At 27.5% G+C, this 17,396-nt stretch carries 13 protein-coding genes and 2 other annotated features; of the genes, 11 read left to right on the top strand and 2 right to left on the bottom strand.

From position 1 onward, the window contains the following. Positions 1–100: 100 nt before the first annotated feature. Complete coding sequence (locus AC11VW_RS11375) at positions 101–496, bottom strand: hypothetical protein (protein ID WP_484301539.1); 396 nt, start codon at positions 494–496, stop codon at positions 101–103. Between the two features lie 235 nt (positions 497–731). Continuing rightward, positions 732–943: a binding site (T-box leader), on the top strand. Between the two features lie 252 nt (positions 944–1,195). Between AC11VW_RS11375 and argH the strand changes: the two genes are divergently transcribed. The 9 genes from argH to AC11VW_RS11330 all read left to right on the top strand — a co-directional run bounded on the left by argH (position 1,196) and on the right by AC11VW_RS11330 (position 12,647). Beyond that, positions 1,196–2,512: an argininosuccinate lyase gene (gene argH, locus AC11VW_RS11370; protein ID WP_484301538.1), complete on the top strand. Its 1,317-nt coding sequence runs from the start codon at positions 1,196–1,198 to the stop codon at positions 2,510–2,512. Positions 2,513–2,767: 255 nt separating this feature from the next. After that, positions 2,768–4,981 carry a S8 family serine peptidase gene (locus tag AC11VW_RS11365; RefSeq protein WP_484301537.1) on the top strand — a complete coding sequence of 738 codons (2,214 nt, stop codon included), beginning with the start codon at positions 2,768–2,770 and terminating at the stop codon, positions 4,979–4,981. Between the two features lie 17 nt (positions 4,982–4,998). Then, positions 4,999–6,681, top strand: coding sequence for a bile acid germinant receptor pseudoprotease CspC (cspC, locus tag AC11VW_RS11360; RefSeq protein WP_484301536.1), 1,683 nt, complete (start codon positions 4,999–5,001; stop codon positions 6,679–6,681). Between the two features lie 64 nt (positions 6,682–6,745). Next, on the top strand, positions 6,746–6,940 hold the full coding sequence (locus AC11VW_RS11355) for a CDIF630_02480 family spore surface protein (RefSeq protein ID WP_484301535.1): 195 nt from the start codon (positions 6,746–6,748) through the stop codon (positions 6,938–6,940). Positions 6,941–7,231: 291 nt separating this feature from the next. Next, positions 7,232–7,466 (top strand) — a binding site (T-box leader). 142 nt (positions 7,467–7,608) lie between these two features. Continuing rightward, positions 7,609–9,009, top strand: coding sequence for an asparagine--tRNA ligase (gene asnS / locus AC11VW_RS11350; RefSeq protein ID WP_484301534.1), 1,401 nt, complete (start codon positions 7,609–7,611; stop codon positions 9,007–9,009). Positions 9,010–9,158: 149 nt separating this feature from the next. After that, positions 9,159–10,817: a hydroxylamine reductase gene (gene hcp / locus AC11VW_RS11345; RefSeq protein WP_484301533.1), complete on the top strand. Its 1,659-nt coding sequence runs from the start codon at positions 9,159–9,161 to the stop codon at positions 10,815–10,817. Between the two features lie 98 nt (positions 10,818–10,915). Then, positions 10,916–11,104 carry a ferredoxin gene (locus AC11VW_RS11340; RefSeq protein WP_484301532.1) on the top strand — a complete coding sequence of 63 codons (189 nt, stop codon included), beginning with the start codon at positions 10,916–10,918 and terminating at the stop codon, positions 11,102–11,104. A 168-nt stretch (positions 11,105–11,272) separates the two neighbouring features. Further along, complete coding sequence (locus AC11VW_RS11335) at positions 11,273–11,461, top strand: hypothetical protein (RefSeq protein WP_484301531.1); 189 nt, start codon at positions 11,273–11,275, stop codon at positions 11,459–11,461. Positions 11,462–11,789: 328 nt separating this feature from the next. Next, on the top strand, positions 11,790–12,647 hold the full coding sequence (locus AC11VW_RS11330; RefSeq protein ID WP_484301530.1) for an alpha/beta hydrolase: 858 nt from the start codon (positions 11,790–11,792) through the stop codon (positions 12,645–12,647). Between the two features lie 163 nt (positions 12,648–12,810). On the opposite strand, the gene AC11VW_RS11325 is transcribed toward AC11VW_RS11330, so the two are convergent. After that, complete coding sequence (locus AC11VW_RS11325; protein WP_484301529.1) at positions 12,811–14,394, bottom strand: oligosaccharide flippase family protein; 1,584 nt, start codon at positions 14,392–14,394, stop codon at positions 12,811–12,813. A gap of 201 nt (positions 14,395–14,595) precedes the next feature. On the opposite strand from AC11VW_RS11325, the gene uvsE reads away from it, so the two are divergent. Next, complete coding sequence (gene uvsE, locus AC11VW_RS11320; RefSeq protein ID WP_484301528.1) at positions 14,596–15,555, top strand: UV DNA damage repair endonuclease UvsE; 960 nt, start codon at positions 14,596–14,598, stop codon at positions 15,553–15,555. A gap of 30 nt (positions 15,556–15,585) precedes the next feature. Continuing rightward, on the top strand, positions 15,586–17,319 hold the full coding sequence (locus AC11VW_RS11315; RefSeq protein ID WP_484301527.1) for an FUSC family protein: 1,734 nt from the start codon (positions 15,586–15,588) through the stop codon (positions 17,317–17,319). Positions 17,320–17,396 lie beyond the last annotated feature (77 nt).

Genomic DNA, 17,396 nt, shown 5'->3' with positions numbered 1-17,396 from the left:
ATGGAATCTTAGATTTACAAGAAACTATAAGGCAAATTGCAAATATTATCGAATAATGTGTATTTTATAAAAAATGAAGGTATATTTGTGCCTTCGTTTTTTATTCACTAGGTATAGTTATATATTCACCAGATTGAACTTGATATTCTTTAGATACAATTCCATCATTTTCTTTATAAACAACTTTTCTAAAGTTTTCTATATCATCAATATCAGAATTGTAACGTTTAATAATATCATCTAAGGTTTCTCCAGATGCAACTAAATGTTTTACAAGATGCCTATCATTCATAACTTTTTTGTAAGTTTTTTCATAAGGAATTTGCGCTAGATTAGAAAAAGTAGGCACATTTTCAACTAAGTAATTTAAAGAATTATCTAAGCAAGTTATATAATTATAAAATCCATCTTTAAAAACATCAGAAAATGATTTATCACTTTGTGCAGATGGGGCTATAAATGAGAGAATAATAAGAAAGACTAACAAATATTTCATATAAAACACCTCCTATTATGATTATTAATATATTTAAAAAAATTAAACAATAAGTAGGAAAAATATAAATAGGTAATATAGATTTTAAAATAAAGATATAGTAAAACTATTAAAATTTCATTGTATCTTTATTTTTTCGAAATATTTATAAGTAATTTAAAAAAGATAAAATAAATAAAAATATATTGACTATTTAGTAAAGTGCTTATATAATCATATGTAAAATAAAATACAAACAAATTCAACGAAAAAGAGAGTAAATATGATTTAAGTTTCAGCGAGCTAGGGTTGGTGTGAGCCTAGTAACAATATTTATATTGAAGAGAGCTTTGGAGAATGATACTTGAAATGATAGTATGGTATTAGGTAAGTCTCGCCTTAAGAGAATAGAGTGGATAAGTTTAACTTATTAATTAGAGTGGTAACGCGGAAAATTTCGTCTCTTGGTTTTTATAACCAAGGGACTTTTTTAATACAGAAATAAATGCGTATATCATAATCTATTTGTATTTAATTTATCAATAAGAGTGGTAACACGGAAGGTATTTCGTCTCTTGGTCTTTTAGACCAAGAGGCTTTTTTAATACAGAAATAAATGAAATAAGTAAGAAAAATATTAGAAACGATAAGTTTATAACTAATATTATTGGTAATCATAGCTATGTGAAACAAAAAATACATTACGAGAGGTGAAAGAAAATGAAATTATGGGGTGGACGTTTTAGAAAAGAAGAAAATAAACTTATGGAGGAATTTAACAAATCTTTTGACTACGACAAAGTTTTATATAAAAAAGATATTGAAGGTAGTATAGCGCATGTATATATGCAAATACATTGTAACTTATTAACTGAAGAAGAGGGAACAGCTATAACAGATGGATTAGTTAGCATACATGAAGATATATGTAATGGCAAACTACTTCTTGAAGGTAATTATGAGGATATACATAGCTTCATAGAGATAAATTTAATAAAAAGAATTGGAGATGTAGGAAAAAAGCTTCATACAGCTCGTAGCAGAAACGACCAAGTTGCAACAGATATGAGATTATATGCAAAAGAAGAAACTATTAATTTAATAGATTTAATTTCTGATTTTAAAAATACTATAAAAGAAGTTGCATATAAAAACTCTGTAATTATGCCAGGGTATACTCATCTTCAAAGAGCACAAGTTGTAACGTTCAAACATCATTTAATGGCATATTATAGTATGTTTGATAGAGATGAAAAGAGATTAAAAAATGCACTAGAGATATTAGACGAGTGTCCATTAGGATGTGGGGCTTTAGCAGGAACAACTCACAATATAGATAGAAATATAACTCAAGAAAAATTAGGATTTAAAAGAATTGTAGAAAATTATATGGATGGAGTAAGTGATAGAGATTATTTATTAGAACTTATGAGTGACTTTTCTATAATAATGATGCATTTAAGTAGATTAAGTGAAGAGTTAGTTTTATGGAGTAGCCAAGAATTTAAGTTTGTAGAAATTGATGATTTATATACAACAGGAAGTAGTATAATGCCACAAAAGAAAAATCCTGATGGCGCAGAATTAATTAGAGGTAAGACAGGAAGAGTATATGGAAATCTTTTTGGATTACTAACTGTTATGAAAGGCTTGCCGTTAGCTTATAATAAAGATATGCAAGAGGATAAAGAAGGATTTTTTGATAGTGTAAATACAATACAAATGTGTATTTCAGTTATGGAAAAAATGATATCTACTATTAAAGTAAATGAAGAAAATATGAAAAAAGCAGTAAAACATGGATTTTTAAATGCTACTGAAGTTGCAGATTATTTAGTTAATAATAAAGTTGCATTTAGAGACGCACATGGTATTGTAGGAAGCATTGTAATTTATTGTGAAGATAACAAAAAATCTATAGAGGAATTATCGTTAGAAGAGCTTAATCAGTTTTCTGAAGTATTTAAAAAAGATATATATGATTTTATAGATTATGAAAATATATTAAATAAAGGAATAAAAAAGAATTTATTATAATAGATAACCATGCCCTTACAATAGAGGGTATGGTTATTTTAGATTATTGATTTAATTTAATGATTAAGCTTTTATACTTTCACTATATCGTGACTCTTGAAGTTATTTATTTTATTGTAGTTTGATTGATTTAGCTAATGTAGATTATTTTTTAGAACATATATACATATATATTATAATAATCAGAATTAACAGTTTCATGATGATACTTAAAATCGAAAAAAGAGTTGATTTTATAGTGAGGTGTTTAGCATAGTGTATGAAGTAATAGTGAAATATAATGGAGAAATACTAAAATTAGAAAAAAGCAAAGATGAAAAAGCAGAGATAGAATTTATAGTGGGTGAAGATGAAAAATTATTAAATATAAATATATATACAGATTTTGTAGATGATTTTAGTGTTTATTTAGTAAATCCATCTAATGCACAAACAAAGCCAATTTCATTAACATCAGGAAAAATAAAAAATATTATAGGAAAAACTAAAATAAAAGGATATTTCTATCCAGTAGCTCCATACACTTTAACAAACAGAGTAAGTATACAAATGAGTTCTAAAACATCAATAAGCCATGGGATATGGAAACTGGTATTTGAATCTACTAGTGTAGTTACTGGAAATATAGATATATACTTAAAGAATGCAGAAGAGACCTCAAAAGATATAAGGTTTTCAAAATCAGATAATAAGCTAACAGTAAAAATTCAAGGAAATGCAAGTAAAGTAATAAAAGAAAAATATGATTATAAAGAAAATAAATTATCGAGAAAAATTGCCAAAAGACAATTAGATAATGGTATAGAAAATCTAGTACCAGCATTTAATATAATTCATGGTCCACAATTTGAAGAAGAATTTAAAAAATTAAATACATCCTATAGATATTACAAAATAGCTGATAATTTTGGAATAATATTTATAAATCCACAAATTCTAAATCAAGCAAATTTACAGAAGGCGAAAGATATTTTAAGCTTAAAGTCAGTAGAAAGTTCAGAGCCTTGGGCGAGAATGGCATTATTAGCAAAAATAAGTCAAGGAACATCAGAAGGCGTTGTTGCAACAGAAGATATAGGTGCTAATTTTTTTAAAAATAATCCAAATATATCTGTAACAGGTAAAGGTGTAATAATAGGTATTGCAGATTCAGGGATAGATTATTTACATGAAGATTTTATATACCCAGATCGAACATCTAAAATATTATATTTATGGGATCAGACAAAAGAGGGGAATCCTCCAAAAGGATTTGCAATTGGAACAGAATACACTAGAGAAGATATAAATAATGCAATTCAAAATAATGACCCAAGCTTATCAATAGATGAAGAAGGTCAAGGAACAATGCTAAGTGGAATATGCGCGGGGCTTGGAAGCATAAACAAAGAATATGCAGGAGTAGCAGAAGACGCACAATTAATAGTTATAAAAATGAAAAAAATCAATGGCTTTTATAATAATGCAATGTTATTTGCATCAGTGCAATATCTATTTGAAAAAGCGAGGATCCTTAAAATACCAATAGTAATAAATACATCAGTAGGATCAAATCGCTTGGTTGGAATAAATTCTAGAACGGTAGAAGAAAAATCGTTTTTTCAAAGAGGAATAACTATGGTGTCCTCAGCAGGTAATGAAGGTAATACTCAAACTCATGCATCAGGTAAAATTGAATTTGTAGGAAATAGTAAAGATATAGATATAGAATTATTGGAAGATGAAGAGGAATTAGAAATACAAATATTAACAAATAAACCAGATAAAATGAGTGTTATTATCGTAACTCCTACAGGAGAAACAAGTAAAATATTACAGGTAGCCAATTTTAATTATATTTCAGGTATATTTGATTTGGAAGGAACTGATTATTTAATAAGATATGTATATCCATCGATATCTTCTGGTCAACAAGAAACTCTCGTGAATTTAAGAAATGTAAAAAAAGGAATTTGGAAAATAAGACTAATTGGTGAATATATAACAAGTGGAATATATCATGCATATTTACCAAATAGAGTATTTTTAAATCCAGGAACTAAGTTTTCAAAACCAGACCCTTTATATACTATAAATTATCCAGGAACTTTCGATGATGTAATTACAGTAGGAGCATATGATACTAAAAATGAAAGTATGTGGCCTTCATCATCAAGAGGCCCAACTATAGATAACTTATTAAAACCAGAGATAGTTGCGCCAGGAGTAGATATAATAGCACCTTATCCTGGAAATAAATATGCAACTATAACAGGAACATCGGTAGCAGCAGCACATACATCAGGAGCAGTTTCTCTTTTTTTACAATATGCTTTAGTTGAGAACAAATATCCCAATAGAACATTTGTTCAACAAATAAGAACGTATATTGAAGCAGGTACTAAAAAACAAACTAATGTTACATATCCAAATACAGCATATGGATATGGAATACTAGATATAAGAGGTATGTTTAATCAATTAAGATAAAAGGGGGATTTAAAAATATGGAAAAATCTTACCTTATAATATATCAAAGTAGCATAGAAGAATTAAAAAATACATTAAAGGAAAATAATATTAATAGATACATTATATTAAATAATGATATTGCAGCTTTATACCTAGCTGAAGATTTTGATGAAAGTATACTAAATAAAATAGATATTATAGGATGGTGGCAAAGGTCTAGTCCAATGAGTTCATTAATTGAAATAACTAATAATCTTGAAACTGGAGAAACAGTAACAGATGCATCAGGAACAGACTTTATATATAAAAATCCATATGTTGATGTTAGTGGAAAAAATGTAGTAATTGCAATTATAGATTCAGGTATAGACTATCTGCACCCAGATTTTATAAATGCAGATGGAACAACAAAGATAATATCTATATGGGATCAAGAAAGTGTAAATGGTAATCCACCAGAAGGCTGTTTATTTGGAAGTGAACTTACTAAAGACGATATAAACAAAGCTATAAAAGAAAATGATAGTACTTTAAGCGAAGATAAGATAGGAACAGGAACTATAGCAGCAGGAATATGTTCAGGGAAGGGGAATTTAAATTCAAGGTATAGAGGAGTCGCAATAGATAGCGAATTATTAATTGTAAAACTTAGAGAATATAAAGATAGATATGATTATGGAAAAATAAATTATCAATTATCAGATTTTTTAGCCGCTATAAAATATATAGAAGATGTTATATCTAAATATGGAAAATATGTAGTAATAAACATAACAGTAGCTGTTACACCTAGTGGAGAACCTATAGTTTCATTATTGGATTCGTTTGATTTTTTGACTAAATCGGGAGTAATATTAGTAAGTGGAGCAGGTAATGAGGGTAATACAGATATTCATTATGAAGGAAGTATAAAAAATGTTAATGAATCACAGGATATAATAATTCAAGTAGGAGATCAGCTCAATCTAGAAATTTATTTAACTGTACATGGACCAGATAAAATAGCTGCTCAATTAATATCACCATCAGGTGAAATAATAGATAATATTATATATGCTCCAGATAACTACTCATACTTCGGTAAGTTTAATTTGGAAGATACAGCATATGAGATTCAATACGTATATCCATGGTTTGAGTTGGGTAGTGAAAAATTTTTTATAGACCTATATGATATAAAGCCAGGAATTTGGACATTACGATTAAATCCTGAATATATAGTAAGTGGGCAATATGACGTTTATTTGCCAAATAAAAGCTTAATTTCAAATAGAACTAGATTTTTAAATCCAACTTCTTCCGCGACAATAACTTTTTATGGAAATATAGAAAATGTAATAACAGTAGGTGCATATAATGATAAAACTCAAAGTATGTGGATTGGCTCTTCAAAAGGATCTATAAGAGCAGGTCATATAAAGCCTGATATAGTAGCACCCGGTGTAGATATAATATCAACATATAAAAATCAAAGCTATAATACGGGCACAGGTACAGGAGTTAGTAGTTCAATCACAAGTGGAGCATTAGCACTTATTATTGAATTTATAAGTCAACAAGGTGTATATCCTGAAAGTACTATGTACACTCAAGTGCTAAAGACATATTTAATGTTAGGTGCAAGGAGAGAAGAAATATATCAGTATCCAAATACATATCAAGGATATGGAATTTTAAATTTAAGAGATACTTTTATACAAATGTCGACTAGCCTTTAATAATATGTATTTTATAAAAAATAATGGTTAAAACTAATACAAAAGAAAAAAAGAGGTGATAATTTTGCAAAATAAAAAATCTAAAGCATTAAGTGGTGCTAATAACCAAAGACTAAAGAAATATAGACCAACAAATAATGCACAAACAGCTGCTTGGGCAGATGTAGATAAGCTAAAAGCAGAAAGTAAAGTATCAATACCATCATTAAGTAACGTTGAAGAAGCTAAAGATTGGGTTGATAATGGAAGTAGATTATAGATAAAAGTATAAGAATGGAGGTATAAACATGCCTCCATTTTTTACTCATTATGTACCGTTATAAATATTTTAAATAAAACACCTCATCTTATTATTATTAATAAATTTAGAAAATTAAGCAATAATAGTAAAAATAAAACTATAAATAGATAATGTAGAGTTTTATTAAATATTAAAAATAGTGTAAATTATTAAAATTTAACAACTATTAATTATTATAAGAAAAATAAAACATTGACTTAAATTTTATAAGTTGGTATAATCTTGTTAAATAATCGAAAAAATATTAAAATAAAGACAGTGAAGAGAAGAGTAAATATAAAAGGTAGTTTTAGCGAATTGAGGATGGTGAAAGCTCAGTACGAAGTTTATATTGAAGAACATCTCGGAGTCTCTAACCGAAATCTTTTTAAGAAAGTAGGCTTAGACGGTAAGTCCCGTTACAGACTATAAGCATAGCTTAACTAAGAGGTCAATTTTGACAATTAGGGTGGTACCGCGAGAGCAACAGTCTTTCGTCCCTTTATACTGGGATGGAGGACTTTTTTTAATGCAGATTTTAATATAAGAAAATATGTATTGGGAAGTATGATTTAATGCTAATATATATCGTTTTAAAAAGTTAATAATACATAAAATAAATATGAATAAATATGGAGGAAAGTAAAATGCAAAAAGAATTTATAACAGTAAAAGAATTGTACAGAAGTAAAGAAGAGTACGTTGGAAAAAATATAGCTGTAGCTGGATGGATAAGAACATCAAGAACTTCTAAGAACTTTGGGTTCATAGAATTGAATGATGGAAGTTTCTTTAAGAATATGCAGATAGTATTATCGGAAGATAATATAGAAAATTTTAAAGAAATATCAAAGCTTCCAATAAGTTCATCAGTATTAATAGAAGGTGAATTGGTAGCTACAGAAGGTGCTAAGCAACCTGTAGAAATACATGCAACAAAGATAACTGTAGAGGGTGAATCAGATAATTCATATCCACTACAAAAGAAAAGACATACTTTAGAGTACCTAAGAACAATAGCTCATTTAAGACCAAGAAGTAATACTTTCTCTGCAGTATTTAGAGTAAGAAGCTTAGCAGCATTTGCTATACATAAGTTCTTCCAAGAAAGAAACTTCGTATATGCACATTCTCCAATCATAACAGGAAGTGACTGTGAAGGTGCAGGAGAAATGTTTAGAATAACTACTATGGATTTAGATAACATTTCTAAAACTGAAGAAGGAAAAATAGATTACACTAAAGATTTCTTCGGAAAAGAAGCTAACTTAACAGTTAGTGGTCAATTAAACGCAGAGATAATGGCTCTTGCATTTAGAAATGTTTACACATTTGGACCAACTTTCAGAGCAGAAAACTCATTTACACAAAGACATGCGTCAGAATTCTGGATGATAGAGCCTGAAATCTGTTTCGCTGACTTAGAAGATAACATGGAATTAGCTGAAGACATGATAAAATACGTTATAAACTACGTAATGGAAAATGCTCCAGAAGAAATGGAATTCTTTAATAGCTTTGTTGATAAAGGATTATTAGATAGATTAAACAATGTAGTAAACTCTGAGTTCACAAGACTTCCTTACACTAAAGCAGTTGAGATGTTAATAGAATCAGGACATAAGTTTGAATACCCAGTTAAGTGGGGAGATGATCTTCAAACAGAGCACGAAAGATACTTAACAGAGCAAATATTCAAAGCACCAGTATTTGTTACTGATTATCCAAAAGATATAAAAGCATTCTACATGAGAATGAATGAAGATGGAAAAACTGTTAGAGCTATGGACTTATTAGTTCCTGGAGTAGGAGAAATAGTTGGTGGTTCTCAAAGAGAAGAAAGAGAAGACAAGTTATTAGGAAGAATAGAAGAAATGGGATTAAATAAGGAAGATTACTGGTGGTACTTAGAACTTAGAAAGTTCGGAACAGCTACTCACTCAGGATTTGGATTAGGATTTGAAAGAATACTAATGTATATGACAGGTATGTCTAATATAAGAGACGTAATACCATTCCCAAGAACTCCTAAGAATGCTGAATTCTAATATGAATTTATAATAAAAAAAATAAAGGTATAGTGAAATTTCAATCATTTCACTATACCTTTATTTTTTTTATGTAGCATTATAGGAATATATTTATAGCAAAATTGGAAATAATAGATAAAGTAGTTTAATAAAAGGAGGTAGTTGAAATGGATAATGCAATGTTTTGTTACCAATGTGAACAAACAGCAGGAGGCAAGGGCTGTACTAAAATAGGCGTTTGTGGAAAAACACCAGAAATAGCAGGACTTCAAGATTTACTTATATACCAATTAAAAGGTATAAGCTGTTATGCAAGAGAGCTAATGGAAAAAGGCGAAAAGATAGATAAAGAAATAGTTAGCTTTGTTGAAAATAGTCTATTTACAACTTTAACGAATGTTAACTTCGATGGTGATGCTCATGAAAAAATGCTTAGACAATCTCAAGAAATAAAGCAATCGTTAAGAAGTAAAGCAACAAATTGTAAAGATTGTTGTGAGCAAGCTACATATAACTTAAGTGATGCTAGAAATCAAATGCTAGAAGATGCTAAATTTGCAGGGATAATGTACGATCAAAACTTAGATGCAGATATACGTTCTTTAAGACAAACTATAATATATGGACTAAAAGGTATAAGTGCATATGGACATCAAGCAAGAGAACTAGGATACTATAATGATCAAGTCGATGAATTTTACTTTAGAGCATTAGCTGCTACTACAGATGATAAACTATCACTTGAAGACTTAATAACATGGACTATAAGAACTGGGGACATGAGTGTAGCTATTATGCAAAAATTAGACGAAGCAAATACTACAATTTATAAAAATCCAGCTCCTCATAAAGTAAATGTTAATGTTAAAAAAGGACCATTCATAGTAGTTTCAGGACATGATCTAAAAGATTTAGATATGTTACTTAAACAAACAGAAGGTAAGGGAATTAACATATATACTCATGGAGAGATGATACCTTGTCATGGATATCCAGAACTTAATAAATATCCTCATTTAGTAGGAAACTTTGGTGGTGCATGGCAGGACCAACAAAAAGAATTTGATAATATACCAGGATGTATACTTATGACTACTAACTGTCTTATGAAACCTAGAGATTCATATAAAGATAGAATATTTACAACAAGTGTAGTAGGATGGGATGGAGTTAAGTATATAGGTAAAAATGCAGATGGACAAAAAGACTTTAGTGAAATAATAAATAAAGCTCTAGAACTTGGTGGATTTACAGAAGATCAAGAACCTCACGAAATATTAGTTGGATTTGGTCACAATGCTACTTTAAGCAATGCACCAGCTATAATAGATGCAGTTAAATCTGGTAAGTTAAAACACTTCTTCTTAATAGGTGGATGTGATGGAGCAAGAGCAGGAAGAAATTATTTTACTGAGTTTGCTCAGCAAGTACCTAAAGATTGTATAATACTTACGTTAGCATGTGGTAAATATAGATTCAATAAATTAGAATTTGGAGAAGTAGCAGGACTTCCAAGATTATTAGATGTAGGTCAATGTAATGATGCATACTCAGCAGTAAGAATAGCTCTAGCTTTAGCTGATGCATTTGATACAGATGTAAATAGCTTACCACTTTCTATAATACTATCTTGGTATGAACAAAAAGCTGTGGCTGATTTATTAGCATTATTATCATTAGGTATAAAAGGAATATATCTAGGACCGACTTTACCAGCATTTATAAGTCCAAATGTACTTCAATATTTAGTTGATACATTTAATATAAAACCTATAAGTACACCAGAAAAAGATTTAGCATCATGTTTAGAAGTGCCAGCACAATAAGTTCATAAAAAAATGTTTGGCCCACGTAAATTTTGGGTAAATATATAATACACTGCATAAGCAGTTAAAATAAAAGATAAAAAACGGAGGACGTAAAAATGAAAGCATTTGTAGATAAAGACGTTTGTATAGGATGTGGAGCATGTACAGGAGTATGCCCAGAAGTATTTGAAATGGATAATGATGGACTAGCAGTAGCTATGAAGAATGAAATAAGTTCAGGTTTAGAAGAATCAGCAGTAGATGCTCGTGAATCATGTCCAGTAGATGCAATAACTGTAGAATAATTCATAAATTAACTCAATATATTAAATTATCAATTTATAGAAAGTGAAAGTTATGGAATAATAATTCCTGAAGCTTTCACTTTTTTATTTAAAAAGTAACAAAAGGTAAGTTAAATGAAATCAAATTCATGTTATAATTAGACATTATAAGCATAGCAGGAGGATAGTATGACAAAAATAATGAATATAATAATGATAGTTATAGATTTAGCATTAATTACGTATTTCTTTAATTACGCAATAAGCACTACAGATATGATAATAAGGCTAATTAGTTGTGTTGCAATAACAATGGAAATATTCTTTATCAGAAGACAATTTAATGTAGTAAAAAATTCAAAACAAGCAAACCGATAATAGAATAAAGGGTTTATAAAATAAAGTGTGTACTCTTCAAAATAATGATGATAATTAAGAAATAAAATATCATTACATAGAAGAAGGGTATGCATTTTTTTGAAGTGAACCAATTAGTGAAAATAAGTATAACACCCTATATTACTATAGGCAAAGGAGAGAAAAATATAAATGAGGTTATAAAAACTATAAATTATAGGAAGTTGTTGCATAGGAGATAGAATGTAAAATTATGAAGAAAAATTGAAGATTTAAAATATTTAATTTAGTGAAAAGTCACCTCATATATGATAAACTAGAATAGTATTTAAAATGTTGGAGGTATAATATGAGTGAAGGAATAGATGAAAAAGAGCAAAGAATAGATGATACTTTCAGTATAACCATGGAACTTCAAAGGCCTTTATTTGTTGATGATGAAGTAGAAGAAATTGATAACAAAAATAATAAAGAGTCTAATATAAAAAGAAATTTATTCATAGGAATAGTTATATCAATAGGAATAGTTATAATGGGAAGTGGTATATGGTTAAGTAAATCATATTCACCACAAGATAGATCAAAAGCTGCTTTAGTCAGTGATGAAGATATCGAAGTGAAAATTGATGATTACATATCGTTTACACCAAAAAATGTAGAGCCAACAAAAGGTTTTATACTATATCCAGGAGCTAAGGTAGAACCTGAAGCATATGCACCATTTTGTAGGGCTATAGCTGCAAAAGGATATGAAGTCATAATACTTGATATGCCTTTTAATATAGCGCTACTTGGTCAAAATAAAGCTGAAAAAGCTATAAAAGATTATAGTGATATAACTCATTGGGCTGTAGGTGGACACTCATTAGGTGGTGTAGTAGCTTCTAAGTTTGCAACTGAAAATAATATGGTGGATGGAGTTGTACTGCTAGCATCATATCCTAATAATGATAATTTAAAAAATATGGTAAAAAACGTATTATCAATATGGGGAAGTAAAGATGGTGTAGTAAACTTTAAACAACTTATTGAATCAAGAGAAAAGCTACCTGAGGATACAACTTATGTAGAGATAGAAGGAGCAAATCATTCTCAATTTGGAGATTATGGGCTTCAAAAAGGAGATAATGAAGCTTTAATAACTAGCGAAGAACAAATGGAGATAACATATAAAAATATAGTAGAGTTTTTAGAAAGTATAAACTAATAAATAGCATAAAAAATACTATGGATGTCATAATCCATAGTATTTTTTATAGCACATAGGGAATTATATTCATTTTAAAACTGTGGATAAATATAATTTTCGTATATGTGCTTCAAAAAAGTATTCCTTATAAATCTTCAATTGAAGACTTTTTTATATAACACTAAAAGCGTTTAGATATTCCTAAATCACTTATTTTATCAGGTTTAATATCGTTTTTAAATGAATCTAAAAACCACATTATATCATTTTTTTGTATACATTGAAAAATAATTAAGAAAACAAAATACAATAGAATAACTAAAATAACTTGAAGTACAATCATTGTAGTAATTCCAAGATAATCGAAAGATAATCTAATAGCATAACTAGATAAGGTTACACAAAGAGCAGGTTTTATTACCCAATCTCCTAAAAGAAATTCTAATTTAGTCACTTTTAATAGTTTATTTATACTAAGAAGAGAATTCAACAAAGTACCAGTAAATAAGACTATAATAAATCCATTAACACCAGTCTTAGGTATTAAAAATAAAATTAAAAATATTCTTACACCCATGTCAATTAAGTTGTACTTTAAAGTACTCATTTGCTGGTCAAGGGCATTTAAACTTCCATCTACAACTCTATCTAAATACATAAAAGGTATAAGTGGAGCAAGTATTCTCATCATAAATCCTGCTTCAGTATCATGATATATAGTTAACCCTAATTCCTTATAAAATATTATAAATAATCCTGATGCAAAGATGGCTATTAACAAAGTGAATTTAAAAACTCTTGAAATGATATTATTTACTCTTCTATGTTGGTTAAGAGCTTTTGCTTCAGCTATTTCTGGGATAATAAGAGTTGAAAATGAAGCTAAAAATATTGCTGGAAAATATAGTATAGGTAAAACCATACCTTTAATCATACCAAAGGTAGACAAAGATACAGAAGTAGAAGAACCAAATCTTCTAAGTGCATCAGGTATAAGTATATCTTCTATAGTTTTAAGTCCTGTTTGAATATAAGCGCTACAAGCTATAGGAAATGCTATTTTTGAAACAGCACCTAATGAACAAGTAGAATTTTTAGTATATGTATTTTTATAAGGATGTTTCTTTTCAAATATGTACAATATATAGCAATATACTGTTGAGGCAATAACAGCAAGAGATATACCCACTGAAATTAAAGCACAAGTATAATCTAATCCTTTAGGTAAATAAATACTTAAAAATGAAGCTATAATTATCATTAAAGTAGAAACTTCTATTATATCAGATGTAATACTTTTTATAACTTTTCTCATACCATAGAAATATCCATGAAAACAAGCTCCCATACCAACAAAAGGTAAACTACAAGATAATATTTTAAGAGGAATTATAGCCCTTTTATCTTCTAGCCATACAATACTAATAAATTCAGCACCTTTATATAATAGCAAAGCAGTTAAAGCACTAAAAAACAAGCTATATATAAATGCTTTTTTCATTATACTTCTTATTTTTTGTATGTTACCCTTACCTAGCTCTTCTGCAATTAGACGAGTGGTAGTTACCCTAATACCAGAGATTGCAAAAGTAGAGGTCATTATGTATATACTCATAATCAATTGATATAGCCCCATACCTTCAGCACCGATTTTGTTAGATAAGTATACTCTAAATGAAGTATTTATAAACCCAAGTGTAACTGTAGTTAAAGTTAAAATCAATGCATTTATTATTAGCTTTTTTCTTTTCAAAGTTTTATTCATAATTTTATCTCCTGTAAGTCAAAGTAAATACTTAAAAATAAGCATGTTCATATATATGAAAAAATAATATTAAATATTATGGAAATAAAAATAAAAGTATATTTAAATGTGTTGGAAATATTATAGATAACATTATTAAAGAATAGTAAATCTTAAAAATAGTAAAAATAAGAGCAGATATAATATTAAGGAGAAACTTAAATGAGAATAAGACTAGGATACGTAGCTATAGCACTAAATTTATCTAAGGTAACTTCATCAAGCACTTTGACTTTTGCAAGATACTCAAAGATTAATAATGAAGAAGAAAAACTAAAAAAATTAAAACAAATAACATATTCAAATATAAAAGCATTAGAAGAAATATTAAATTATAATATTGAAAATGACTTACATTTTTATAGAATAACATCAAATTTAATACCATTAGCAACGCACCCACAAGTAATGTGGGATTATAGAAAATACTTTAAGGATGATTTTAAGTATATAGGCAAAATAATAAAAGAAAGCAATATGAGAGTAGATACTCATCCAGATCAGTTTAATGTAATAAATAGTGATAAAGAAAATGTAGTTTTAAACACTATGAAAACCTTAAATATGCAAGTTGATTTATTTGAGGATATAAACTATGAAGATGGAAAAATGGTAATACATATAGGTGGAGCTAAAGGTGGTAAGGATGAAGCTATAGAAAGGTTTATAGTAAATTTAGAAAAATTTCCTAAAAGAATAAGAAATAGATTAATTCTTGAAAATGATGATAAGAGTTTTACTGCTAAAGATGTATTAGAAATTTGTAAGACTACAAAGCTTCCAATGGTTTTAGATGCTCATCATCATGATTGCAAAAATGATGGTGAATGTTTAAGAGATTTAATGCCAGATATATTTAATACTTGGAATAAAGAAAATCTAGTTCCTAAAATTCACTTTTCTAGTCCAAGGGAATTTGAGAAGGATAGAAAACATGCAGATTATATAGATGCACAAAATTTTGCAAGGTTTTTAGATTTAGCAAAGGAAACAGTAAATAGAGATTTTGATGTTATGATAGAAGCAAAACAAAAAGATTTAACCTTAATAAAGCTTATGAAAGATTTAAAAGAAATGAGAAGTGATTTTAAGTATATAGATGAAAGTACAATAGAAATATGATTATATGAATTAAAATAAGTAGGTGTTTATATGGACAAAAAAATAGTAAAAGAATCTTTGTTGAAAGCTTTATTTATAGCAACAACACAAATGACTTATGCAAAAGTATTTGGAATGAACAATATGTTAGTTGGAATGATAATGGCAATGGGAGCTGTTTCATTTTTAATGAGAGATTTAACAGCAACACTTTTATATAGAACGGCTACATTTTTAATATTAAATGTTCTATTAGGGATATTATCGTATATATCAATTATAAATATTTGGACAGGAATTCTAATAAATTTTTCAACTATCTTTATAACTACATATATATATATGAATGATTTTAGAATGCCTACATCGTATATATTTTTAATGTCATATATATTCATGTGGGCAATGCCTGTAAATCTTAATGAATTACCTAATCGTTTATTAGCTCTTAGTTTAAGTATACTTATTATAATAGTAGGTCAAATAATATTTAATAGAAATAAATTTAAAAAAGAATCTAGCCTAATAATAACAGATATAGTAAATGACTTACAAAACCATATAGAAAATATACAAAATAGCGGATATGATATAAACAAAAGTATACAAATAAATAAAAAAATAAGAAATTTATTAACATTAATAAATGAAAGAAGTCATAGACGATTTATACATTCAAAACAAGAAAATAATCAATTTAATGTAGCAGTATTTTTAGATAGATTAAATTTAGTAATAAACCATATTGTTAAGTTTAAAGAAGATAAATATATAAAAAATAATTATTTACAAGATTTAAGAATTCAAATCAACAATATAAAAGAATTTAATGAAAATACAAAAGGTATAGATAAAATAAATGAGGATATAGATTATTTTATAAATAAGTATCAAAAAATAGAAAATAAGCCTATATTTGTGTATGAGATTATATATTTATTAAAAATATTTAAGCTTAATATAAATAATTCCGAGGAATGTAAGGATAAAATTTTAAACAAAATATATAAAACAATAAATATTCCGAGTGAATTTAAGTTATTTAATACTATGAAAGAGAATTTTAATATAAATTCCTTAAAATTTATATATTCTATAAAATTAGCATTAGCAATATCCTTATCTATGTTTTTAGTACAATTTTTTAATATAGAAAATGGAAGATGGATAGTAATTACTATATATGTAATAATACAACCTTATAAAGAAGATACCGTAGTTAAGGCTAAGAAAAGATTTGTGGGAACTCTTATTGGAGTAACTTTATTTTTCGTTATATTTAGTACAATACACGATAGCATTCCTAAAATTATAATATTGATAATAGCATTTTTCTGTTATTTTTATTTTGAAGAATATGACAAAAAGGTAATTAGTATGACTATAATATCATTAAGTTCAGTATCATTAGTTGACAATATAAATATTTTATCAATAAACAGATTAATATTTATAATGATAGGTATACTAATAGCCTTAATAATTAATAGATATTTTTTCCCTTATAATATAAGTGATTCTATATATGAACTTAAAGATAAATATAAAAAGAATAGTAAAGAAATATTAAAGGAATTAAATAAAGTGCTTAAGGGTAATGGAAATTTAGATAAATTAATAAAATTATCTCTTATTGGAAATCAAATAGAAAGTAAGCTTATAGCTAATAATAATAGAATTAAAGATAAAAATATTGAAAAGCTTATATATGAGCATAGTATAAAAATGAGCGATGCAAGATTTTTACTTTTGAGCTTATATAATGACAAATATCAGTTTAAATAAATCAATTATATAAACTGATAAGAAAAAGTTTTAGATATATAAGTTACTAAAGATTCTACAAACTTAAAAAGCTTATC

This window comes from Romboutsia sp. (assembly GCF_056995035.1).
The sequence above is the reverse complement of the archived record's forward strand: the minus strand, read 5'-3'. Positions and strand labels throughout refer to the sequence as shown.

Coding starts and splice junctions, on each gene's coding strand:
- AC11VW_RS11375 (WP_484301539.1), bottom strand. CDS start 496: ATGAAATATTTGTTAGTCTTTCTTATTATTCTCTCATTTATAGCCCCA.
- argH (WP_484301538.1), top strand. CDS start 1,196: ATGAAATTATGGGGTGGACGTTTTAGAAAAGAAGAAAATAAACTTATG.
- cspC (WP_484301536.1), top strand. CDS start 4,999: ATGGAAAAATCTTACCTTATAATATATCAAAGTAGCATAGAAGAATTA.
- asnS (WP_484301534.1), top strand. CDS start 7,609: ATGCAAAAAGAATTTATAACAGTAAAAGAATTGTACAGAAGTAAAGAA.
- hcp (WP_484301533.1), top strand. CDS start 9,159: ATGGATAATGCAATGTTTTGTTACCAATGTGAACAAACAGCAGGAGGC.
- AC11VW_RS11340 (WP_484301532.1), top strand. CDS start 10,916: ATGAAAGCATTTGTAGATAAAGACGTTTGTATAGGATGTGGAGCATGT.
- AC11VW_RS11335 (WP_484301531.1), top strand. CDS start 11,273: ATGACAAAAATAATGAATATAATAATGATAGTTATAGATTTAGCATTA.
- AC11VW_RS11330 (WP_484301530.1), top strand. CDS start 11,790: ATGAGTGAAGGAATAGATGAAAAAGAGCAAAGAATAGATGATACTTTC.
- AC11VW_RS11325 (WP_484301529.1), bottom strand. CDS start 14,394: ATGAATAAAACTTTGAAAAGAAAAAAGCTAATAATAAATGCATTGATT.
- uvsE (WP_484301528.1), top strand. CDS start 14,596: ATGAGAATAAGACTAGGATACGTAGCTATAGCACTAAATTTATCTAAG.
- AC11VW_RS11315 (WP_484301527.1), top strand. CDS start 15,586: ATGGACAAAAAAATAGTAAAAGAATCTTTGTTGAAAGCTTTATTTATA.